This window comes from Fusobacterium mortiferum ATCC 9817, assembly GCF_000158195.2.
Classification (GTDB): domain Bacteria; phylum Fusobacteriota; class Fusobacteriia; order Fusobacteriales; family Fusobacteriaceae; genus Fusobacterium_A; species Fusobacterium_A mortiferum.
Map to the genome: position 1 here is coordinate 178,928 of NZ_GL987988.1, position 20,778 is coordinate 199,705.

At 29.5% G+C, this 20,778-nt stretch carries 23 protein-coding genes; 22 read left to right on the forward strand and 1 reads right to left on the reverse strand.

From position 1 onward, the window contains the following. Window positions 1-118 precede the first annotated feature (118 nt). The 13 genes from FMAG_RS01895 (at window position 119) to FMAG_RS01955 (ending at window position 12,066) form a co-directional block, all read left to right on the forward strand. Complete coding sequence (locus FMAG_RS01895; protein ID WP_005883524.1) at window positions 119-985, forward strand: YitT family protein; 867 nt, start codon at window positions 119-121, stop codon at window positions 983-985. Window positions 986-1,090: 105 nt separating this feature from the next. Then, a complete protein-coding gene (locus FMAG_RS01900) occupies window positions 1,091-2,353 on the forward strand; it encodes an MFS transporter (RefSeq protein WP_005883526.1) in 1,263 nt (420 codons plus the stop codon). A gap of 12 nt (window positions 2,354-2,365) precedes the next feature. Beyond that, entirely contained in the window at window positions 2,366-3,415 is a 1,050-nt protein-coding gene (locus FMAG_RS01905) for a sugar phosphate isomerase/epimerase family protein (protein WP_005883528.1), read from the forward strand. A gap of 79 nt (window positions 3,416-3,494) precedes the next feature. After that, window positions 3,495-4,856 (forward strand): alanine/glycine:cation symporter family protein, encoded by a 1,362-nt coding sequence (locus FMAG_RS01910; RefSeq protein WP_005883529.1) that lies wholly within the window; start codon window positions 3,495-3,497, stop codon window positions 4,854-4,856. Continuing rightward, entirely contained in the window at window positions 4,850-5,611 is a 762-nt protein-coding gene (locus FMAG_RS01915) for a DeoR/GlpR family DNA-binding transcription regulator (protein ID WP_005883531.1), read from the forward strand. Before FMAG_RS01910 ends, FMAG_RS01915 begins: the two co-directional genes overlap by 7 nt. A 173-nt stretch (window positions 5,612-5,784) precedes the next feature. Further along, on the forward strand, window positions 5,785-7,095 hold the full coding sequence (gene miaB, locus FMAG_RS01920; protein WP_005883532.1) for a tRNA (N6-isopentenyl adenosine(37)-C2)-methylthiotransferase MiaB: 1,311 nt from the start codon (window positions 5,785-5,787) through the stop codon (window positions 7,093-7,095). Between the two features lie 24 nt (window positions 7,096-7,119). After that, the gene (rho, locus tag FMAG_RS01925; RefSeq protein WP_005883533.1) at window positions 7,120-8,367 is read left to right on the forward strand and encodes a transcription termination factor Rho; all 1,248 of its coding nucleotides are present in this window, start codon (window positions 7,120-7,122) and stop codon (window positions 8,365-8,367) included. After that, complete coding sequence (locus FMAG_RS01930; RefSeq protein WP_005883534.1) at window positions 8,357-9,355, forward strand: peptidoglycan DD-metalloendopeptidase family protein; 999 nt, start codon at window positions 8,357-8,359, stop codon at window positions 9,353-9,355. The genes rho and FMAG_RS01930 overlap by 11 nt, the downstream gene beginning before the upstream one ends. 12 nt (window positions 9,356-9,367) lie before the next feature. Continuing rightward, complete coding sequence (ispG, locus tag FMAG_RS01935) at window positions 9,368-10,435, forward strand: flavodoxin-dependent (E)-4-hydroxy-3-methylbut-2-enyl-diphosphate synthase (protein ID WP_005883535.1); 1,068 nt, start codon at window positions 9,368-9,370, stop codon at window positions 10,433-10,435. After that, window positions 10,410-10,823: a hypothetical protein gene (locus tag FMAG_RS01940; protein ID WP_005883537.1), complete on the forward strand. Its 414-nt coding sequence runs from the start codon at window positions 10,410-10,412 to the stop codon at window positions 10,821-10,823. Before ispG ends, FMAG_RS01940 begins: the two co-directional genes overlap by 26 nt. Before the next feature lie 57 nt (window positions 10,824-10,880). Next, on the forward strand, window positions 10,881-11,330 hold the full coding sequence (locus FMAG_RS01945) for an RNA polymerase sigma factor (protein ID WP_005883539.1): 450 nt from the start codon (window positions 10,881-10,883) through the stop codon (window positions 11,328-11,330). Window position 11,331: 1 nt separating this feature from the next. Further along, window positions 11,332-11,652, forward strand: a complete 321-nt coding sequence (locus FMAG_RS01950; protein ID WP_005883541.1) for a hypothetical protein — start codon at window positions 11,332-11,334, stop codon at window positions 11,650-11,652. A 12-nt stretch (window positions 11,653-11,664) separates the two neighbouring features. Next, entirely contained in the window at window positions 11,665-12,066 is a 402-nt protein-coding gene (locus FMAG_RS01955; protein ID WP_005883548.1) for a hypothetical protein, read from the forward strand. Window positions 12,067-12,109: 43 nt separating this feature from the next. On the opposite strand, the gene aroA is transcribed toward FMAG_RS01955, so the two are convergent. Further along, window positions 12,110-13,378, reverse strand: coding sequence for a 3-phosphoshikimate 1-carboxyvinyltransferase (aroA, locus tag FMAG_RS01960; RefSeq protein WP_005883549.1), 1,269 nt, complete (start codon window positions 13,376-13,378; stop codon window positions 12,110-12,112). 207 nt (window positions 13,379-13,585) lie between these two features. On the opposite strand from aroA, the gene brnQ reads away from it, so the two are divergent. From brnQ to gpmI, 9 genes are all read left to right on the forward strand, one after another. After that, the gene (brnQ, locus tag FMAG_RS01965; protein ID WP_040493667.1) at window positions 13,586-14,866 is read left to right on the forward strand and encodes a branched-chain amino acid transport system II carrier protein; all 1,281 of its coding nucleotides are present in this window, start codon (window positions 13,586-13,588) and stop codon (window positions 14,864-14,866) included. A 124-nt stretch (window positions 14,867-14,990) separates the two neighbouring features. After that, the gene (locus tag FMAG_RS01970) at window positions 14,991-15,950 is read left to right on the forward strand and encodes an RluA family pseudouridine synthase (protein ID WP_040493537.1); all 960 of its coding nucleotides are present in this window, start codon (window positions 14,991-14,993) and stop codon (window positions 15,948-15,950) included. Continuing rightward, window positions 15,940-16,560 (forward strand): ribonuclease HII, encoded by a 621-nt coding sequence (locus tag FMAG_RS01975; protein ID WP_005883552.1) that lies wholly within the window; start codon window positions 15,940-15,942, stop codon window positions 16,558-16,560. The genes FMAG_RS01970 and FMAG_RS01975 overlap by 11 nt, the downstream gene beginning before the upstream one ends. Beyond that, the gene (locus FMAG_RS01980; RefSeq protein WP_005883553.1) at window positions 16,550-16,912 is read left to right on the forward strand and encodes a YraN family protein; all 363 of its coding nucleotides are present in this window, start codon (window positions 16,550-16,552) and stop codon (window positions 16,910-16,912) included. The genes FMAG_RS01975 and FMAG_RS01980 overlap by 11 nt, the downstream gene beginning before the upstream one ends. Further along, the gene (locus FMAG_RS01985; RefSeq protein WP_005883554.1) at window positions 16,896-17,105 is read left to right on the forward strand and encodes a zinc ribbon domain-containing protein; all 210 of its coding nucleotides are present in this window, start codon (window positions 16,896-16,898) and stop codon (window positions 17,103-17,105) included. The genes FMAG_RS01980 and FMAG_RS01985 overlap by 17 nt, the downstream gene beginning before the upstream one ends. An 85-nt stretch (window positions 17,106-17,190) precedes the next feature. Next, entirely contained in the window at window positions 17,191-17,715 is a 525-nt protein-coding gene (locus FMAG_RS01990) for a ComF family protein (protein WP_229771478.1), read from the forward strand. A gap of 13 nt (window positions 17,716-17,728) precedes the next feature. Beyond that, entirely contained in the window at window positions 17,729-18,349 is a 621-nt protein-coding gene (locus FMAG_RS01995; RefSeq protein WP_005883556.1) for a hypothetical protein, read from the forward strand. Window positions 18,350-18,443: 94 nt separating this feature from the next. After that, complete coding sequence (gene tpiA, locus FMAG_RS02000; RefSeq protein WP_005883559.1) at window positions 18,444-19,196, forward strand: triose-phosphate isomerase; 753 nt, start codon at window positions 18,444-18,446, stop codon at window positions 19,194-19,196. Between the two features lie 25 nt (window positions 19,197-19,221). Next, complete coding sequence (gpmI, locus tag FMAG_RS02005; protein ID WP_005883560.1) at window positions 19,222-20,739, forward strand: 2,3-bisphosphoglycerate-independent phosphoglycerate mutase; 1,518 nt, start codon at window positions 19,222-19,224, stop codon at window positions 20,737-20,739. The last annotated feature ends 39 nt before the right edge of the window (window positions 20,740-20,778 follow it).

A 20,778-nucleotide genomic window follows, 5' to 3' on the forward strand; every position in this document is an offset into this window, starting at 1 on the left:
TTTTAGTAAATATTTACAAATGAAAAACAATAATTATTTCAAGTAAAACAACAAAAAACTTTACAAATACCACGGAAATGTGGTATTTTTTATTATATAAACTTTTAGGAGGTCAAATATGAAAAAAAAGTGGCTAGATTATTTAATTGTGTATATAGGTTGTGTAATACAAGCTTTTTCAATAGTATGTATCTTGAAGCCAAATAATTTAACGGTAGGAGGAATAACAGGGCTATCCCTAACAATAGGAAAGCTATTAAACTTTAATTATACCTATATTTATTATGCTATTTGTTTAGGAATATTAGTATGTGCCTATATTTTTCTTGGAAAAAGAGAAGTTAAAAAAATAGTTTTACTTTCTACTACATATCCCTTAATTTTGATTTTTATGAATAAAATACAATTTAATTTTTTATATGATACTCCAGATAAATTATTGATTTGTATATACTATGGAATATTTATGGGTGTAGGAACAGGATTAGTATTAAAGAGAGGATTTTCTCAAGGAAGTTCAGACACAGTAGCAAAAATATTACATAAAAAAATATTTAATTTTATGGGGTTGAGTCAAGTATTATTAGGAATAGATATAACAATATTATTAATTTCAAGTTTTGTTTTTGGAAGGACAGCAGTATTGTATGCTATTATTATGCAGATGGTATATAGTAAGACTATAAATACAGTTTTATTTGGTTTTGGAGCTTCTATGGTAAAGGTAGTGATTATAAGTGATCAAATAGTAAAAATTTCTAATTTTATGAGTAATACTATACATAGAGGTTATAGTATAGGACATGTAGTTGGTGGAAAAAGTAAAATAAGAAGAGAGAAAATAATATCAGTTTGTTCTTTAAGGGAGGCTATGTTGATTAAAGATTTTGTTACTAAAATAGATGAAGATGCTTTTATAAATATAGTTCCAACAATAGGAGCATGGGGTAAGGAAGATGGACTCCAAAATTTAAAAGAAAAATAAAACAACATAAAACAAATAAAAACCACAAAAAACTCTTGATTTTTTTGTTGCTATATGATAAAGTGTATATATAAAATATAAAAATAGAACAAAAGGAGAGAAGAAATGACAAAAAATGCAACTTTTAAAAAGTGGTTTACCTTTGTGGTATTGGTTATAGGTGGAGGAACAGTATTTAAATTATCCTCATTAAAGGATGCTTTCTATGTACCTATGCAAGAGTTTATGGGACTTACTCATACACAAATAGGAGCAGCATTATCGGTATATGGTCTAGTACAAACAATAGGAAACTTTGCTTCAATATATTTAGCAGATAGATTTTCTAAGAGAATAATGATTTCAGGTTCATTAGTAGGTATAGGATTAATAGGGGTATATATTTCAACTTTCCCACCATATTATGGAATTTTATTAGCTTGGGGATTATTATCAGTATTTGGAGAGGTTTTATATTGGCCAGTATTATTAAAAGCAGTTAGATTATTAGGAGATGAAACGGAGCAAGGAAGATTATTTGGATTTTTAGAAGCTGGAAGAGGGGTAGTTGATACAATAATAGCTTTCTCAGCATTAGGAATATTTGCAATGTTAGGAAAAGGTTCTGGAGCATTAAGAGGGGCAATACTATTTTATTCAGCAGCAGTTATAGTAACAGGAATAATTTCTTATATTTTAGTAGAAGATGATAAAGTTATAGCTAAAGATGGAGAAAAAGTAAATAAAAATAAATTAGCTTTAGATGGAGTTATTCAAGCTATTAAGATGCCAGAAATTTGGGTAGTATCATTGACAATTGCATCAATTTATTCAGTATATTGTGGACTTACATACTTTATACCTTTCCTAAAAGATATTTATGGAATGCCTGTAACTTTAGTAGGAGCTTACGGAATAATAAACCAATATGGATTAAAAATGGTAGGTGGACCTGTAGGGGGAATGTTAGTTGATAAGAAATTTAAATCAGCAACAAAATTCCTAAGAGCAGCTTTAGTAGTGGCATTAGTAGCAATGATAGGATTTATAATGTTACCTCATGAAAGTATGAATGTATATGCTGGAATGGTTTGTACATTAGGATTTGGAGCGATTATTTTCAGTATGAGAGCCGTTTTCTTTGCACCAGTAGATGAGATTAAAGTTCCAAGAAATATAAGTGGAGCTGCTATGTCAATAGCTTGTATTTTAGGATATTGTCCACAAATGTTTGCATTTACTTTATATGGAAGTATGTTAGATAAATATCCAGGATTAGCAGGGTATAAGATGGTATTTACAACAATGGCGGGATTTGCTGTGGTAGGTATAGTTATAACAACATTATTGTTAAAAATGATTAAAAGAAAACAAGAAGAAGTTGCTTAGTTTGGAGGAAAAATGTTAAAGTTAGGTTTAGAAACAGAAAGTTTACATCTATGGTTACAACATAAGAGAATGGATATATTTGGATTTATAGAAAAAGCTCATGAATTAGGATTAGATGGAGTACAGATCAATGTAATAAAAGATTATGGATTAGATGAAAAATGGGGAGCATTAGAGAGTGCTTCAGATGAACATCTAAATAAAATAAAAGAGTTATTAAGAAAATATGGGATGTATATAGAATTAGATATGAGAAATCTTGATTATGATAGATTAGTTGAAGTTTTAGAGGTAGCTAATAAATTAGGAGCTGAAGTAGTTAGGTCATACATTCCAATAAAACCAGCAAAAAATATTGAAACTTCATCTGGAGCAGAGGGAGCTTACGATTTTGCAAAAGTTCGTTGTGATTTTGATGAAAACTCTTATGTTGAAGGGATAGAAAAGGTAAGAAAAATAATACCTCTTCTTGAAAAATATAGAATAAAATTGGCATTAGAAAATCATGAATATGAAACTTCAGAGGAATTAGTAAGAGTAATAAAAGAAATAAACTCCCAATGGGTAGGGTTACTTTATGATTTTGGAAACTCAATGATGGCTTGGGAAGAACCTGTAAAAGCTGCAGAAAATATGGCACCTTATACTTATTCTACTCATTTTAAAGATCATATTATAATAGAGGAACCTAATGATAAATATGGTTATGTAGTATGTGGAGTACCAGCAGGAACAGGAAATATAGATTTAAAAACTTGTTTTAATATTATGATGAAAAAATCAAGTTTGACAAGAATAAATGTAGAATCTTGTTATCCATATTGTGCTCAATTTAAGAGAAGTCCAGGAGCTGGAGGAGTCTTTAAGGTGGGAGAAGGAGCTTTTCAAGTAGAAAAACATCTATATAATTATGATATAATAAAACCATCTCAATACTATTATCCTCATGAGATATCACAGGATATGTTGGAAAAGTTATTAGATGATCAGATGAAAGGCTTAGAAGTAACAGTAAAATATTTAAAAAAATTAAGAGATGAATATATGAAAGAAAATTTATAACTTGTAAAAGGGCTCATAAAATTATATACTAAATATAGTTTTATGAGCTTTTTTCAAAATAGATTGAAAGGAGAAAAATATGCAGGGGCTGGAAAATATACTAGAAAAAATATCTGGAATAATTTGGGGAAATTATCTGATTATTACATTGATAGGAGTAGGACTATTTTTTACAATTTTAACAAAAGGTATACAAATAAAAGGTTTTCCTTTAGCTGTTAGAGAATTAATTAACTCTTTAAAAGGAGAGAAAGAAGTAAAAGGAGAAGGAACACTTTCATCTTTTCAAGCTTTGTGTACAGCACTTAGTAGTTGTGTTGGAAATGGTAATATAGTAGGGGTAGCTACTGCAATAGCTAGTGGAGGACCAGGAGCTGTATTTTGGATGTGGGCTGCTGGAATAGTAGGAATGGCAACTAAGTATGCTGAAATAGTTTTAGGAATGATATATAGAGAAAAAGCTGAAGATGGAACTTATGTAGGTGGACCTATGTACTATATATCTAAAGGATTAAAATTGAAAAAAATAGCCTTTATCTTTGCCTTACTTATGTTTTTACAAATAAGTGGTGGGGCTTTAATACAGTCAAATGCTGTAGCAATAGTAATGAGTGATATTTTTAAAGTAAAACCTATATTTTCTGGAATACTTATGGGAGGAGTAATTCTAAGTGTGGTTGTAGGTGGAGTACAAAGATTAGGAAAAGTAACAGAGAGACTTTTACCAGTAATGGCGTTAATATATTTTTTTGGGGGGTTAGTTGTAATAATTTCTAATATAAATCATATACCTTATGCTATAATGAATATAGTGAGTTGTGCTTTTAGAGTTGAAGCAGTAGGTGGAGGAGTATTAGGACATACTATAAAAGAAGCAATGAGATTTGGAGTAGCAAGAGGATTATATTCTAATGAGGCTGGAGAGGGAAGTGCACCAGTATTACACTCGGCTGCTATAACAGACCATCCAGCAAGGCAAGGTTTGTATGGTCTATTGGAAGTCTTTATAGATACTGTTGTAATTTGTTCTTTGACTTCTTTTATTGTATTAACTTCAGGAGTAACAGAAACAGATATTTCACCAGCTATTTATGTAATGACAGCTTTTGGGAATATACACATACTATTTAGATATTTAATTGGTATAAGTATGGTACTTTTTGCTTTTTCAACTGTTCTATCGCAATGGTATTTTGGGAATGTAACTCTAACTTATATGTTTAATGTAAAAGTAGCAGAAAAGTTTAAATATGTTTTTATTTGTTTAGCTCTTTTAGGTTCATTGAGTAGTTTAAAAATAGTATGGTTAATTCAAGATATAGTTTTGGGATTGATGATAATTCCAAACTTATTAGCTCTATTATTATTAAATAAAGATGTAAAAAAAGCAACAGAGGATTTTTTTATAATGATAAAGAATGAAAGGAAAGAAAAATGTTAGCAAATGATAGACAAGAGAAGATATTAGAGATAATAGAAAGAGATGGAAGTATAAAAACGTCACAATTAGTGGAAATTTTTGATGTTTCATTAGAAACAATAAGAAGAGATTTTGAAGTTTTAGAGAAACAAGGATATTTAGAAAAAGTATATGGAGGAGCTATTTTAAAAAATAAGGAAACAAAAGCTTTAAATTATTCTTCACGTGAGAAAAAAAATGTAGAAGAGAAAAAAGAGGTTGGAAGATTAGCAATAAACTTAATAGAGGATGGAGATACTATTGCTTTAAATGCTAGTACAACTAACTTAGAAATTGCTAGATTGATTAAGGAAAAATTTTCTCATCTTACAGTAATAACTAACTCTTTAATGATTGCAAACGAATTAGCTGAAATTTCAGGAATTAATTTAATTTTAGCTGGAGGAATGTATAATAAAAATGAATTTGCTTTTTTAGGAGAGGTAACAGCTAAATTTTTTCAAAATTTTTCCGTAGATAAAGCTTTTATATGTGTTGGTGGAATTTCATTAAAGAGAGGATTAACTGATTACCTAATGGATGAGATATTAGTAGAAAAAAAGATGATAGATATAGCAGAAAAAGTTTATATCTTAGCTGATTCAACTAAAATAGAATCAAATTCATTGATAAAGTTGAGTGACTTGCAAGAAAATATGGAAATAGTAACAGATTCAAAACTATCAGAAGAGATAAAAAAAGAGTATATAAATAGAGGAATAAAAGTAAGAAATTAAAATACTAAAGGGATTGTTGTAAAATTTTAAACTACAATTATCCCTTTATTTTTTTGATTATAAAACTATTTTTTATTTGAAAAATATAGAAAAAACTGGTAAAATGATAAGATGAGTTATTTTGTCAAAAATCAAAAAAGACTGAAAAAATGTTATTAATAGGAGGAAAAATTGTGAAAAAAGCTTCAATCATAACTTATGGTTGTCAAATGAATGTAAATGAAAGTGCAAAAATAAAAAAAATGTTCCAAAATATGGGATATGAAATTACTGATAATATAGAAGAATCGGATGTTACATTTTTAAATACATGTACAGTAAGAGAGGGAGCAGCAACTCAAATATATGGGAAATTAGGAGAGTTGAAGCATATAAAAGAAAATAAAGGAATGATAATAGGGGTAACTGGATGTTTCGCTCAAGAACAAGGAATAGAGCTTGTAAAAAAATTCCCTCAAATAGATATAGTTATGGGAAACCAAAATATAGGAAGAATACCACAAGCTATAGATGATATAGAGCATGGAGTAGATAAACATCTTGTTTTTACAGATTGTGAAGATGATTTACCACCTAGATTAGATGCTGACTTTGATTCTAAAAAAACTGCTTCTATATCTATAACTTATGGATGTAATAACTTTTGTGCTTATTGTATAGTACCATATGTAAGAGGTAGAGAAAGATCTGTTCCTATGACAGAGATTTTACATGATGTGAGACAATATGTAGAAAAAGGTTATAAAGAGATAATTTTACTTGGACAAAATGTAAACTCTTATGGAAAAGAGTTTAAAAATGGAGATAACTTTGCAAGATTATTAGAGGAAATCTGTAAGGTAGAGGGAGATTTTATAGTAAGATTTGTTTCTCCACACCCTAGAGATTTTACTGATGAGGTAATAGATGTAATTGCTAAAAATGAAAAAATTGCAAGATCATTACATCTTCCACTACAAGCTGGTTCATCTACAATATTAAAAGCTATGAATAGAGGATATACAAAAGAGCAATACATAGCTTTAGCTAATAAGATAAAAGAGAGAATACTAGGAGTTGCTCTTACAGCAGATGTTATAGTAGGATTCCCTGGAGAGACTGAAGAAGATTTCCAAGATACTTTAGATGTAGTAAGACAAATTCAATTTGAAAATAGTTTTATGTTTATGTATTCTATTAGAAAGGGAACAAAGGCAGCTACTATGGAAAATCAAATAGATGAGGCTGTAAAAAAAGATAGACTTCAAAGATTAATAGATGTACAAACTGCTTGTTCATTAGCAGAGAGTAAAACATATGTAGGTAAAACATTTAGAGTATTAGTAGAGGGAGAGAGTAAAAAAAATAAAGAAGTACTAAGTGGAAGAACTTCTACTAATAAGATAGTTTTATTTAAAGGAGATAAAGCTTTAGAAGGAACATTTGTAAATGTAAAAATAAATGATTGTAAAACTTGGACATTATATGGAGAAATTGTAGAGTAAGAAGAGGTTAATATCGAGGTGGATATGGACAGATTGGATAAGTTTCTTTTAAAGGAACTTTTAGAGATAGGAAAGCAATTGGGCTTGGCAATAAAAGCAGGAATAAAGAAAAATGAATTAAAAGAGCTTATAGAAAAGGATATAGAAAGTAAAGAGAATACTGATATAGCATGGGGAACTTTAGAAGTTTTACCAGATGGATATGGTTTTTTAAGAGGAACAAGTGTAGAAAAAGATATATATGTTTCAGCTTCACAAGTAAGAAAATTTAAGCTTAGAACTGAGGATAGAGTAGTTGGTGAAGTAAGAGAACCTTCTGGAGATGAAAAAAATTATGCTCTTAAAAAAGTTTTATTAGTTAATGATGGAACATTAGAAGCAGCTGAAGCAAGAGTACCTTTTGAGGAGCTTATTCCAGCATATCCAACAGAAAAATTTATATTAGAAACTGATAGTAAAAATATTTCTGGAAGAATAATTGATTTGATAGCTCCAATAGGTAGAGGACAGAGAGCTTTAATTATTGCTCCACCTAAAGCTGGAAAGACTATGTTAATTAGTAATCTTGCTAACTCAATAATGAAGACTAGCAAGGATGCTGAGGTATGGATACTTTTAATAGATGAAAGACCAGAAGAGGTTACAGATATAAAAGAAAATGTAATAGGGGCTCAAGTATTTGCTTCGACTTTTGATGAAGATCCTAAAAACCATATTAAGGTAACAGAAAGCATATTAGAAAGAGCTAAAAGAAAAGTAGAAAATGGAGAAAATATAGTTATTCTTATGGACTCTTTAACAAGACTTGCTAGAGCTTATAATATAGTAATTCCTTCTAGTGGTAAGCTGATATCAGGAGGTATAGATCCAACAGCTCTTTATTATCCTAAAAACTTTTTTGGAACAGCAAGGAATATTAGAGGGGGAGGAAGCCTGACAATAATTGCCACTGTATTAGTGGATACTGGAAGTAAGATGGATGATATAATTTATGAGGAATTTAAATCAACAGGAAATTGTGATATACATTTAGATAGAAATTTAGCTGAATTAAGATTGTTTCCAGCAATAGATATTCAACGTTCTGGAACTAGAAAAGAGGAGTTGTTAATTCCTAAAAAAGAATTAGAATCAATTTGGAAAATAAGAAGACATCTTGCAAAATTTGATAAAGCTGAAAGTTTAAAAAGATTAGTTGATACATTGAAAAGTACTCAAAGCAATAAAAGTATGCTAGAACAGTTTGAAAAAGGAGTAGGGGATGAAAAATAAGATAGGTTTACTTATAATATTGATTATAACTTTTTATATAGGTATATTAGTAGGAACTCCTTTTAAAACTGAAGTTGTAGATTTAAAACAATTTACTGATTACTATGAAGAGGGAGAGGCAGAAAATGGTGGTTGGGAAGTTCAAGCAGATAACTTCTATACTTTTACTAGAGAATACTCTTTAGTGGGAGAAGAGGGAGGAGGAGTTGAAGAGTTACCTAAAATAGACGAAGATGCTATTCCTGAAAAGAAAATATATATAGTTCAAAAGGGAGATACTCTATCAGAAATAGCTGAGACTCATGGTATGGGACTTAGCGTTCTTATGGCTAATAATCCTGGAGTTTCTGCAAATAACTTAAAAATTGGACAAAAACTTACTGTACTTACAGGAAATGGAATTTTTTATAAAGTAGGTAAGGGAGATTCTTTAAATAAGATCGCTGAACTATTTAAAGTAGAGATAGAGGATATTAAAAAGATAAACAAACTAGATTCTAATGTAGTTCAAATAGGAGAGGTACTATATATTAAAAATCCTAATGTAAATAAGTATTTAGGAATGAGAAGTCCTAATGCTGATAATAGAAGTAACCTTGGTTTTATTATGCCTATAAAATATACTGGAATAACAAGTCCACAAGGGAATAGATTCCATCCAGTTTTAAAAAGATATATATATCATGCTGGTGTGGATTTAAGAGCACATTTTATTCCTCTTTATGCTTCTAAAGAGGGAAAAGTAACTTTTGCTGGAACTATGAATGGATATGGGAAAATAATAATTATTCAACATAGTGGTGGATATGAAACTAGATATGGACATTTAGATAAGATAGGAGTAAGAAAAGGACAGTATGTAAAAACTGGAGAACTAATTGGAAAAACTGGACAAAGTGGAAGAGTTACAGGACCACATCTTCATTTTGAGTTAAGAAAAAATGGAAAAGCTTTAAATCCAATGAAATATATGCCAAAATCAAAATAGAGAGGGATAGTTATGAGTAGAGTAGTAAAAGTGGGAAACCTTTTAATAGGTGGTGGAAATCCAATAGTCATACAATCTATGACTAATACTACAACAAGTGATGTAGAAGCAACAGTTAATCAAATAAAAAAATTGGAAGCTGCTGGTTGCCAAATGGTAAGAATGACAATAAATAATGAAGAAGCAGCCAAAGCCATAGGAGAGATAAAGAAAAGAGTAGATGTTCCATTATGTGCTGATATTCATTTCGATTATAAATTGGCTCTTTTAGCAATAGAAAATGGGATAGATAAACTTAGAATCAATCCAGGAAATATAGGTTCTGATGAAAATATTAAAGCTGTTGTAGAGAAGGCAAAAGAGAAAAATATTCCTATAAGAATAGGAGTAAACTCTGGTTCTATTGAAAAACATATACTTGAAAAATATGGAAAACCAACTGCTGATGGAATGGTAGAGAGTGCTATGTATCATATAAATCTATTAGAGAAAAATGGATTTAATGATATAGTAGTGTCATTAAAGGCAAGTAATGTTAAGATGATGGTAGAGGCTTATAGAAAAATAAGTAAGCTTATAGATTATCCATTACATCTTGGAGTGACAGAGGCTGGAACTGCTTTCCAAGGGACAGTAAAATCTGCAATAGGAATAGGGGCATTATTAGTAGATGGAATAGGAGATACAATTAGAGTTTCTCTTACAGAAGATCCAGTAGAAGAGATAAAGGTTGCTAAAGAGATATTGAAAGTTTTGGGACTGATAGAGGCAGGAGTGGAAATAGTATCTTGCCCTACTTGTGGAAGAACAGAGATAGATTTAATAGGACTTGCTAAAAAAGTTGAAAAAGAGTTTGAAAATGAAAATAGAAAAATAAAAATAGCTGTAATGGGTTGTATAGTAAATGGACCTGGAGAAGCTAGAGAAGCTGACTATGGAGTTGCTGGAGGAAAAGGAGTAGGAGTTCTTTTTAAGAAAGGACAGATAGTAAAAAAAGTAGATGAGTCTGAAATATTAATTGAGTTAAAAAAATTAATAATGGAGGATGAGAAAAATGAGAGTATGGAGAGTAGTAATTAGTCTATTTTTTATTCTTTTATCAGCTTGTACTTCTATTAGGAGTAATGAGGAAATTTCATTAGAAAGAGTAGAAGGAAGAAAAAAATTTGTAGTAAACTATGATAGAGGAAGATATAATACTGTAAAATTAGATAATATAGTTATTGATTCAGGAAGAGAGTATTATGTAAAAGAGGGAGAGTATACTCTTTCATATATAGAAGAAGCTTTTATAAATGGATATGTAGGAGTTTCTTGGAAAGGTAGTAAAGGAAGAGCTGGAGATAGTGATAGAAAGATACCAACAAGAAAAGCTATAAAAGTATTAGAAGATATGGAAATAAATCTAGAAAATCATACTGTTCAAATAAATTTTTCTGGAACAATCAATTCTGATAAGAAATTTTAGACTTTTTTAAAAAAAATGGCGTCTAAATAATATAAAAAAATGTGAGGTTAAAAACTGATGGACTTTGATGAGATTTTCGAGGAGTATTTTGATAGGATATATTACAAAGTTTTAGGGGTAGTAAAAAATCCTGAAGATGCTGAAGACATATCTCAGGAAGTTTTTATGAGTGTTTATAGAAATTTGAAGAGTTTTCGTTCAGAGAGTAATATATATACTTGGATATACAAGATTGCTATCAATAAAATTTATGATTTCTTTAGAAAAAGAAAGGTAGAGTTAGATATAAATGAGGAGATATTGATGTTAGAAGATAATACTAATATTGAAACTCCAATCTTTTTAGAGGAGAAATTAAAATTAATCTCTCCTAAGGAAAGAGAAATTGTAATTTTAAAAGATATATATGGATATAAGTTAAAAGAGATAGCAGATATGAAAAATATAAATATCTCTACAATAAAATCTATATATTATAAGGCAATCAAGGATATGGGAGGAAATTGATATGTTATCACCAAAAGATAGGGTAAAAGCTAATATATACAAAGAGTTATTTGAACAGGAGAAAAGAAAAAATAAAAGAAAATCGCTTTTTTCTATTTCATTATTTTTTCTAGGAGTCTTTACAAGTTCTACTTATCAAATGGTAGTTAGAGAAACACCAATAGAGTCAACATTAAATTATGCTATAAATACAAGTATACCTAAAATAAATACTAAGAAAAATGATTTATCAATGGAACATTTTTTTAGTTCAAACTTTTTTGATGATAAAAAAATAGAGATAGATACAGATGAATTATTTGGATTAGATACACAAATATAGTGGGGGACATCAATGAGAAAAGTTATTTATTTTTTTACTACACTACTATTTTCGACTGTGATATTTGCTTCTGAAGGATTAGGAATAGTTTCAGATGAAGATTTTTTAAAAGTGGGAGTAACTCCAGAAAATATAGAAAAAGCTAAACTTATGGTAAATAGAGTTAGTACAAATTATAAAATGTTAGTACTAGAAAAAAAGCAGCTTGAATTAGAAGTTAATAAATATGTCTTAGAAAATCCAGAAGCTAATCTTGAAAAAATAGATATTTTATTTGATAAAATAGGAGCAATAGAGGCAAATATTTTAAAAGATAGAATTAGAAGTCAGATAGAGATGCAAAAATATATCACTCAAGAGCAGTATATAAAAGCTAGGGATATAGCAATAAGAAGATTAAATACTCCAAAATAAAATAAGAGGTAGTTGTAAAATTTTACAATTACCTCTTTTAATTTTAGTCTGTAATTTCAATTTTAATATTTAAATTTTTCAGATCTTCAAAAAAATTAGGATAAGATTTAGAGATAGCCTCAGCTCCTTCAATAATGAGCGGAGAATCTAGTAGAGTAGCAAATATAGCAAGACTCATAACTATTCTATGGTCTTTGTGTCCAAATACTTCATTACAACTAATATATTTAGAATTTCCTTTAATATAGATATTACTTTCATCTGAAGAGATTTGAACTCCTAATTTTTTTAATTCATTTTCCATTGCCTCTATTCTATCACTCTCTTTATATCTCAATCTTTGGGCGTTATAGATTTTAAACTCCCCATCTCCATAGGCAGATAATACAGTAAGAATAGGACCAAGATCTGGACAGTTTTCTAAATTTATATTATAAGCTTTAGGAAGTCCTCTAAAAATTTTATATCCATTTTCTAATTCTTCTATTTTTATTCCACAATTTTTTAAGATTTCAATAATCTCTCTATCTCCTTGTTTTGAATTAATATCTAATCCTTCACAGGTTAAATCATTGTTTATAGCTCCAAGTACAGCAAAAAAACCTAACTGAGAAAAATCTCCTTCCACTTTGTAATCAGTAGCAATATATTTTTGATTTCCCTTAATTGTTAGAGTTAAGTCATCTAAAAATAAAACTTCTATTCCAAATTTTTTTAACATATCAATAGTTAAATCAATATAAGATTTAGACTCAAAAGGAGGAATAATTTTTATAATAGAATCTTCAGTGAGAAGTGGAAGAGTGAAAAGTAATCCACTTATAAATTGAGAGCTGATATTTCCATTAATAATATATTCTCCAGATTTTAATTTTCCATCTATCTCTATTTTATTGTTATCTTGGTAATAAAAAAGATTTTGTTTTTTAAAAATCTCTTCATAGATTTTTTGAGGGCGTTGTAATAATCTATTTTTTCCTCTAAATTCTATCTTTTTATCTGTAAGAGAAAAAATAGGAATAAAAAATCTCAGTGTAGAACCAGATTCATTACAATCTATGATACTATTTGTCAATTGAGAAAAATTTTTTATTCCCTCAACAATTAAGCTATCTTTTTCTTTGGAAATTTTTGCTCCTAACTTTTTCATTCCCTCAATAGTAGCAATAATATCATCAGAGTAGGCTATATTTTCAAGTTTACTTTTTCCTTGAGCAAGGGAAGCACAGATAATAGATCTGTGAGCCATACTTTTTGAAGGTGGGAGATTGACTTTTCCAAAACATTTAGATGGATATATTTTAACTTTCATATATAACTCCTTAAAAATTTTATTTATAATATTTTACAACTTTTTTTTGAAAATGAATAGATTTAGAATTTGAAAAAAGAATAATTTAAAATATAAAGTTTGACTGATTTTAAAAAAGATGGTATAATTTATAAGTCGTTTATGTCTAAAAAAATGGTATAAAACATATTAGGGGAAGATATAAACAGATTTAAAGGAGTGAGAAAAATTTATAAGACGAAAGATATTGTTTTAACTGGATTTGCGTTATTTGCTATGCTATTTGGTGCTGGAAATTTAATATTTCCACCAACAGTTGGTTATATAGTAGGAGACAATTGGAAATTGGCTGCTTTTGGATTTTGTATTACAGGAATAGGATTTCCATTGATGGGAATAATAGCTTCTGGATTTGCAGGAACAGAGTTAGATCATTTTTCAGATAGAGTATCACCTCTATTTAGTAGAATTTTTAATACAGCTTTAATCTTGGCAATAGGACCATGTTTAGCTATTCCAAGGACAGGAGCTACAGCTTTTGAAGTAATGATGACTCCATATGTAGGAACAGATAGCTCAATAGCTAAGTATATTTTCTTAGTGATCTATTTTGGAGTAGTTTTACTTTTCTCTTTGAGAGAGAGTGCTGTAATAGATAGAATAGGAAAAATTTTGACACCAATTCTTTTAATAGTATTAGCTATTATAATTTTTAAAGGGGTATCTAGTCCTATAGGAGATTTAGTAACAACAGGGACAACAAATAATTTTAGATATGGATTTTATAATGGATATCAAACAATGGATACTCTTGCAGCTATTATTTTTGCAAGTATAATTTTAAAAACTATAACTGGAAAGAATAAAGATTTAGGAAGAAAAGAGCAATTATCTTTCTTGTTAAAAGCTAGTGCAATAGCTGTTTGTGGGTTAGCAATAGTATATGGAGGACTTTTATATATAGGGGCAACTTCTACATCAGTATTAGAAAATAAAGGAACAACTCAGCTTTTAAATGCTATTGTAGCTGAGCTTTTAGGAAAAAGTGGAAATATGCTTTTAGGAATATGTGTTGCTGGAGCTTGCCTTACAACTGCAATAGGTCTTACTGCTACAGTTGGAGATTATTTTAGTTCAGTATTTAAGACAAAATATGAAAAAATTGTAATAATAAATGTAATAGTAAGTTTAATATTTGCTGGATTTGGAGTGGACTTAATAGTTCAAGTAGCAGCACCAATATTAGTTTTTATCTATCCAATAGCTATAGTTTTAATTATTTTAAATTTATTCAAGGGATATATACAAGATAGAGGAATTTTTATCGGTTGTGTAGTTGGAGCAGGACTTATAGGGGCTATAGAAACTCTACAAATGTTAAATGCTTGTCCAGAAGGAATATATAAGCTTTATTTAGAATTACCTTTCCAAGATTATGGATTAGCTTGGATATTACCAAGTATAGTAGTTGGAATTATATTTAGAGTGGTAGAGAAGATAAAAAAATAAAATAATATATAAAATAGGAGAGTAGTTACAATTTAAGAAGTTGTAACCCTCTCTTTTTATATTTTTTTACAAAATATTTTTGATTATGATATAATATAATGTATATAGAAAAGATAGGAGTAAAATAATGGATATAAAAGAAACATTAACAGTATATGCTAATGAAAATGATAAAGGAAAAAGAATAGATAAATTTCTAAATGAGTTGATAGATGATGCTACAAGGTCATATGTTCAAAAAATAATTGATAATGGTTTGGTAGAGATACAAGGAAAGAAAATAACTAAGAGTGGAAATAAATTAAAAGGAACAGAAATAATAGTAGTAAATATACCTGAAGATGAGGTATTAGATTTAACTCCTGAAGATATACCATTAGATATTATTTATGAAGATAGTGATATAGTAGTTATAAATAAAGCTCCAAATCTAGTGGTACATCCAGCTCATGGAAATTATAGTGGTACACTTGTAAATGCTCTTTTATACCATATAAAAGATTTATCTACAATAAATGGAGTGATAAGACCGGGAATAGTTCATAGATTAGATAAGGATACAAGTGGTGTAATAGTAGTGGCTAAAAATGATGAAGCTCATGGAAAGCTTTCAGAGATGTTTAAAGAAAAAACTTTGGAAAAAATTTATGTATGTATAGCTAAAGGAATATTTAAAGAGAAAAGTGGAAGAATTAAAACTCTTATAGGTAGAGATAGTAGAGATAGAAAAAAAATGGCAGTTGTAAATGAAAATGGAAAGATAGCTATTTCAAATTATGAAGTAATTGATGAGGGGAAAAATCACTCTTTAGTAAAAGTAAGAATAGAAACAGGGAGAACTCATCAGATAAGGGTACATATGAAGCATTTAAATCATCCAATAATGGGGGATACTACTTATGGAAATGGGAATGATGGTGCAGATAGACAGATGCTACATGCGTATAGATTAAAATTTATACATCCTACAAAAAATACTGAGATGACAGTTATAGCTCCACTGCCTGAAGATTTTAAAAGGGCAGCAAAACATGTAGGAGTTGATATATCAAAAATAGAAAGTGAGATAAAAAATGGAAAATAATTTACTTTATCAATTTGATTTGGAAAAGGGAAAAGAGATAATAGGAGTAGATGAAGCTGGAAGAGGACCTCTTGCTGGGAGTGTTGTAGCAGCTGCTGTGAAATTAAAAAGATATTCAGAAGAACTTCAAGAGATAAATGATTCAAAAAAACTTACTGAGAAAAAAAGAGAAAAGCTTTTTGATATAATTATGGAAAACTTTGAAGTAGGGATAGGTATAGCTTCTGTACAAGAGATAGATGAATTAAATATATTAAATGCTACATTTTTAGCCATGAGAAGAGCGATAGAGGAATTAGATAAAAAAACTAATACAGATGTATTAGTACTTGTAGATGGAAATTTTAAAATAAGAGAGTATATTGGGAAACAGGAGCCAATAATAAAAGGTGATGCAAAAAGTCTATCAATAGCGGCAGCCTCTATAATTGCAAAGGTTACAAGGGATAGGCAATTAGTAGAAGAGGGGAAAAAATATCCAGAATACCACTTTGAAAAACATAAGGGCTATGGAACAAAAGCTCATAGAGAGGCTCTTTTACAATATGGAGTTACACCTATCCATAGAAAAACTTTTTTAACAAAGATACTAGGAGAAAATGAAAAATAATAGAGAGATAGGAGATAAGTATGAAGAAAAAGCTGTAAAACTACTTATCTCTCGTGGATATAAAATACTAGAAAGAAATTATAGAGTGAAAGCTGGAGAGATAGATATAATTGCAAAATTTGAAGATACTATTGTATTTGTAGAAGTAAAGTATAGAAAAACTTTAAAATATGGATATGGATTAGAAGCAGTAGATTATAGAAAAATCAGAAGGATATACAATGCTGCTAAAGTATATCTAACGCTGAATAAAAAATTATCATCTAAAATCAGATTTGATTGTATAAGTTTTTTAGGGGAGAAAATATCTTGGACAAAAAATTTAACATGGGGTGATGAAATTGGATTTTAAATGTGTAAAATGTGGGTGTGATAAATACCAAGTAAAAACAACAGTTATTCCAGAAAAAAGCCCTGGTTTAAAACTAGAGTTTGGAACTTATTATATAAAAACTTGCCTTAATTGTGGATATACAGAGATGTACTCTGCAAAGATAGTAAATATGGAAAAAGATGATAAGAAGAAACTTTGTCCAGAGTATTAAAAATTTAGTCTTTTCTCGAAGATGTCCAATATGTAAAAAAATTTCCCAAGAAAATAATTATATTTGCAACGAGTGTTACTATTTATTGAAGAAAAAAGGTAAGATAAAAAATATTGAAAATTATTACTATCTGTACTATTATAATGAAGAGATAAAAAGGTTAATAGCAGATTTTAAATTAGAAAATAGGAGAGGACTAGGAAAAGAGATAGCTTACCTTATAAAAGTTCCTCTTAAAAATCTCTTATTAGAAAAGAAAATAGATGTAATTTTACCTGTACCAATAAGTAAAGAGAGAGAAAAAGAGAGAGGTTTCAATCAGGTAGAGGAGTTACTTGATAATTGTAAGATAGAGTATCAAAGAATAAGAAGAGAAAAAAATACAAAGCATATGTATGAGTTGCTTGATAGTAAAAGTAGAAAAGAGAATATATACAATGCTTTTAAAAATGAGAAGTTAAATATTGAAGGGAAAAATATATTGATAGTTGATGATATTGTAACTACTGGAAGTACAATAAGAGAGATGATAAAGGAGATAGAAAAATTAGGAACTCCAAAGGAAATATATATTTTTTCTTTGGCGGTTTCAAAAATTTTTAAACCATAGATTAGGAGAGAAAATGGAATTATATGTAGATAATAAAAAGGTGGAGCTAAAGCAAAAAAGATTTAAAAGCTTTGGTAGAATGATTAATGAAATCACAAAACAGTTAACTCAAGATAATAAGGTACCATATAAATTCTATATAAATGGTGAAAAGTTGAGAGATAACTCTGTTGTAGATTTGAAAGATTTAAGATTGTTAGAGGTTATTACTAAAACAGAGGGAGAGATGCTATTAGATTCTATATTGAGAGCTAAAGAGCAGATAGATCTATTTTTCTCAATCTTTGATTATGAGGGAGAAGAACCAGAAAATGTAGGAAGAGCAGCTGTGATGGTAAGTGAGATAGAGATAGTAGAAAGAGGTATTTTTTTAAGATGGTTCTATAATCTATTATTACTTATGAAAGCTAGTGGAGATTTAGATTTTGTATATAGTGATTTTGAAGATTATATAGCTGAATTTGAACAAGAGATGGAACAAGCTGAAAAAGCTTATGATGCTCAAGATTATGAAACATTTATGGAGATATTAGAATTTTCCATAGGTGACTTATTAAAAGATTTCTATGAAAATACTGAAAATTACTATAGTGATATTTTAGAAGAGGAAAATCGTAAAAGATTGCTCAATTAATAGTTATTTACTGACCAATGTAATATTTGAAAATTGACAATCTCTATGATAATATGTAAGATGAGAATAATATAATGATAATGGAGGGACTATAATGAGAACAAATGTAATAGCTGGAAACTGGAAAATGAATAAAACAAATGCAGAAGCAGTAGAGATGCTTACTGAATTAAAAGGATTAGTAAAAGATGTAGAGGGAGTAAAAATAGTAATAGGAGCTCCATTTACAGCTCTATCTGATGCTGTAAAAGCAGTAGAAGGAAGTAACGTAGAGATAGCTGCAGAAAACGTATATCCAAAATCATCTGGAGCTTACACTGGGGAAGTTTCTCCTACAATGTTAAAAGCAATAGGAGTAAAATATATAATCTTAGGACACTCAGAAAGAAGAGAATACTTCAAAGAGTCAAATGAGTTCATCAATGAGAAAGTAAAAGCTGTATTAGCAGCTGGAATGACTCCTATCTTATGTGTTGGAGAAAAATTAGAAGATAGAGAAGCTGGAAGAACTGCTGAAGTAAATGAAACTCAAGTAAGAGAAGGATTAAAAGATATAACTGCTGAAGAAGCTAAAAATATAATTATAGCTTATGAACCAGTATGGGCAATAGGAACAGGAAAAACTGCTACTCCAGAGATGGCACAAGAGACTCATAAAGAGATAAGAGAAGTATTAAAATCTATGTTTGGAACAGTAGCTAATGAAATGGTAATCCAATATGGAGGATCAATGAAACCTGAAAATGCTGCTGAATTATTAGCTCAAGCTGATATAGATGGTGGATTAATTGGAGGAGCTTCATTAGAGGCAGCTTCATTTGCTAAAATAGTTTTAGCTGCAAAGTAGTCAAATTTTAGGAGGAATAAAAATAATGAAAAAACCAGTAATGTTAATGATATTAGATGGTTGGGGAATAAATAAAAATCCAGAGCAAAAAAATGCAATAACTGCTGCTAACCCTGAGACATTCAATAGACTTATGAAAGAGTATCCTCATTCTGAATTACAAGCTTCAGGAGAGGCAGTGGGATTACCTGATGGACAAATGGGTAACTCAGAAGTAGGACACTTAAATATAGGTTCTGGAAGAATAATATATCAACCATTAGTAGAGATTTCAAAAGATATCAGAGAGGGAACAATATATGAAAATCCTGTGTTAAAAGAGGCTTTTGAATATGCTGTTGCTAATGGAAAAAATGTTCATTTTGGGGGACTTTTATCAAACGGAGGGGTACACTCTCATATAGAACACCTATTTGGGCTTTTAGCTATGGCTAAAAAGTATGGAGTAAAAGCCTATGTACATGCTTTCTTAGATGGAAGAGATACAGCTCCACAATCAGCTAAAGGATTTGTAGAAGAGCTAGAAGCTAAGATGAAAGAGATAGGAGAGGGAACAATAGCTACTCTTTCTGGAAGATACTATGCTATGGACAGAGATAAGAACTGGGATAGAGTAAAACTTGCCTATGATGCTATGGTTTTAGGATTAGGAAATAAAGCTAACTCAGCAGTAGAAGCAGTAGAAGCTTCTTATGCAGAAGGAAAAACAGATGAGTTTGTTGTACCAACTGTTGTAGATGCTAATGGACTTGTAAAAGCTGGAGATGTATTTATTAACTTCAACTTTAGACCAGATAGAGCAAGAGAAATTACAAGAGCTTTAAATGATAAAGAGTTTACAGGATTTGAAAGAGAATACTTAGGAGTAAAATATTATTGTATGCGTCAATATGATTCTACAATAGATGCTCCAGTTGTATATGAAGATAAAGATATTACAAATACATTTGGAGAAGTTTTAGCAAAAGCTGGAATGAAACAATTAAGAACTGCTGAAACTGAAAAATATGCCCATGTAACTTTCTTCTTCAATGGAGGAAAAGAGGAGCAATTTGCTGGAGAGGATAGAAAATTAGTTGCATCACCAAAAGTAGCAACTTATGATTTACAACCAGAGATGTCAGCTTGTGGAGTAACAGAAGGGCTAATGGAAGCTTTAAACTCTGGAGAGTATGATGTAATTATAGTAAACTATGCTAACCCAGATATGGTAGGACATACAGGAGTATTTGATGCTGCTGTAGCTGCAGTACAAAAAGTAGATAGATGTATAGCTAAAGTTTCTGAAAAAGTTTTAGAACTTGGAGGAACACTACTTATAACTGCTGACCATGGAAATGTAGAGTTAATGGAAGATCCTGAAACTCACATTCCTTTCACAGCTCATACTACAAATAATGTACCATTTATCTTAGTTTCTAATGAGTACAAAAATGCTAAATTAGAAGATGGAAAATTATCTGATATAGCTCCAACTATGTTAGATATCTTAGGACTTGCTAAGCCAGAAGAGATGAATGGAAAATCTTTATTAGTAAAATAATAATTTAAATAAAAAAGCTTTCTTGGGAATTTTCCACAG

What these genes read in the sequence shown, in the direction of transcription:
- ispG (WP_005883535.1), top strand. Translation starts at nt 9,368, where the DNA reads ATGAGTAGAGTAGTAAAAGTGGGAAACCTTTTAATAGGTGGTGGAAAT.
- gpmI (WP_005883560.1), top strand. Translation starts at nt 19,222, where the DNA reads ATGAAAAAACCAGTAATGTTAATGATATTAGATGGTTGGGGAATAAAT.
- rho (WP_005883533.1), top strand. Translation starts at nt 7,120, where the DNA reads ATGGACAGATTGGATAAGTTTCTTTTAAAGGAACTTTTAGAGATAGGA.
- FMAG_RS01955 (WP_005883548.1), top strand. Translation starts at nt 11,665, where the DNA reads ATGAGAAAAGTTATTTATTTTTTTACTACACTACTATTTTCGACTGTG.
- FMAG_RS01980 (WP_005883553.1), top strand. Translation starts at nt 16,550, where the DNA reads ATGAAAAATAATAGAGAGATAGGAGATAAGTATGAAGAAAAAGCTGTA.
- FMAG_RS01905 (WP_005883528.1), top strand. Translation starts at nt 2,366, where the DNA reads ATGTTAAAGTTAGGTTTAGAAACAGAAAGTTTACATCTATGGTTACAA.
- FMAG_RS01995 (WP_005883556.1), top strand. Translation starts at nt 17,729, where the DNA reads ATGGAATTATATGTAGATAATAAAAAGGTGGAGCTAAAGCAAAAAAGA.
- FMAG_RS01900 (WP_005883526.1), top strand. Translation starts at nt 1,091, where the DNA reads ATGACAAAAAATGCAACTTTTAAAAAGTGGTTTACCTTTGTGGTATTG.
- FMAG_RS01930 (WP_005883534.1), top strand. Translation starts at nt 8,357, where the DNA reads ATGAAAAATAAGATAGGTTTACTTATAATATTGATTATAACTTTTTAT.
- FMAG_RS01895 (WP_005883524.1), top strand. Translation starts at nt 119, where the DNA reads ATGAAAAAAAAGTGGCTAGATTATTTAATTGTGTATATAGGTTGTGTA.
- aroA (WP_005883549.1), bottom strand. Translation starts at nt 13,378, where the DNA reads ATGAAAGTTAAAATATATCCATCTAAATGTTTTGGAAAAGTCAATCTC.
- FMAG_RS01910 (WP_005883529.1), top strand. Translation starts at nt 3,495, where the DNA reads ATGCAGGGGCTGGAAAATATACTAGAAAAAATATCTGGAATAATTTGG.
- FMAG_RS01945 (WP_005883539.1), top strand. Translation starts at nt 10,881, where the DNA reads ATGGACTTTGATGAGATTTTCGAGGAGTATTTTGATAGGATATATTAC.
- FMAG_RS01940 (WP_005883537.1), top strand. Translation starts at nt 10,410, where the DNA reads ATGAGAGTATGGAGAGTAGTAATTAGTCTATTTTTTATTCTTTTATCA.
- FMAG_RS01915 (WP_005883531.1), top strand. Translation starts at nt 4,850, where the DNA reads ATGTTAGCAAATGATAGACAAGAGAAGATATTAGAGATAATAGAAAGA.
- FMAG_RS01975 (WP_005883552.1), top strand. Translation starts at nt 15,940, where the DNA reads ATGGAAAATAATTTACTTTATCAATTTGATTTGGAAAAGGGAAAAGAG.
- FMAG_RS01985 (WP_005883554.1), top strand. Translation starts at nt 16,896, where the DNA reads ATGAAATTGGATTTTAAATGTGTAAAATGTGGGTGTGATAAATACCAA.
- tpiA (WP_005883559.1), top strand. Translation starts at nt 18,444, where the DNA reads ATGAGAACAAATGTAATAGCTGGAAACTGGAAAATGAATAAAACAAAT.
- FMAG_RS01950 (WP_005883541.1), top strand. Translation starts at nt 11,332, where the DNA reads ATGTTATCACCAAAAGATAGGGTAAAAGCTAATATATACAAAGAGTTA.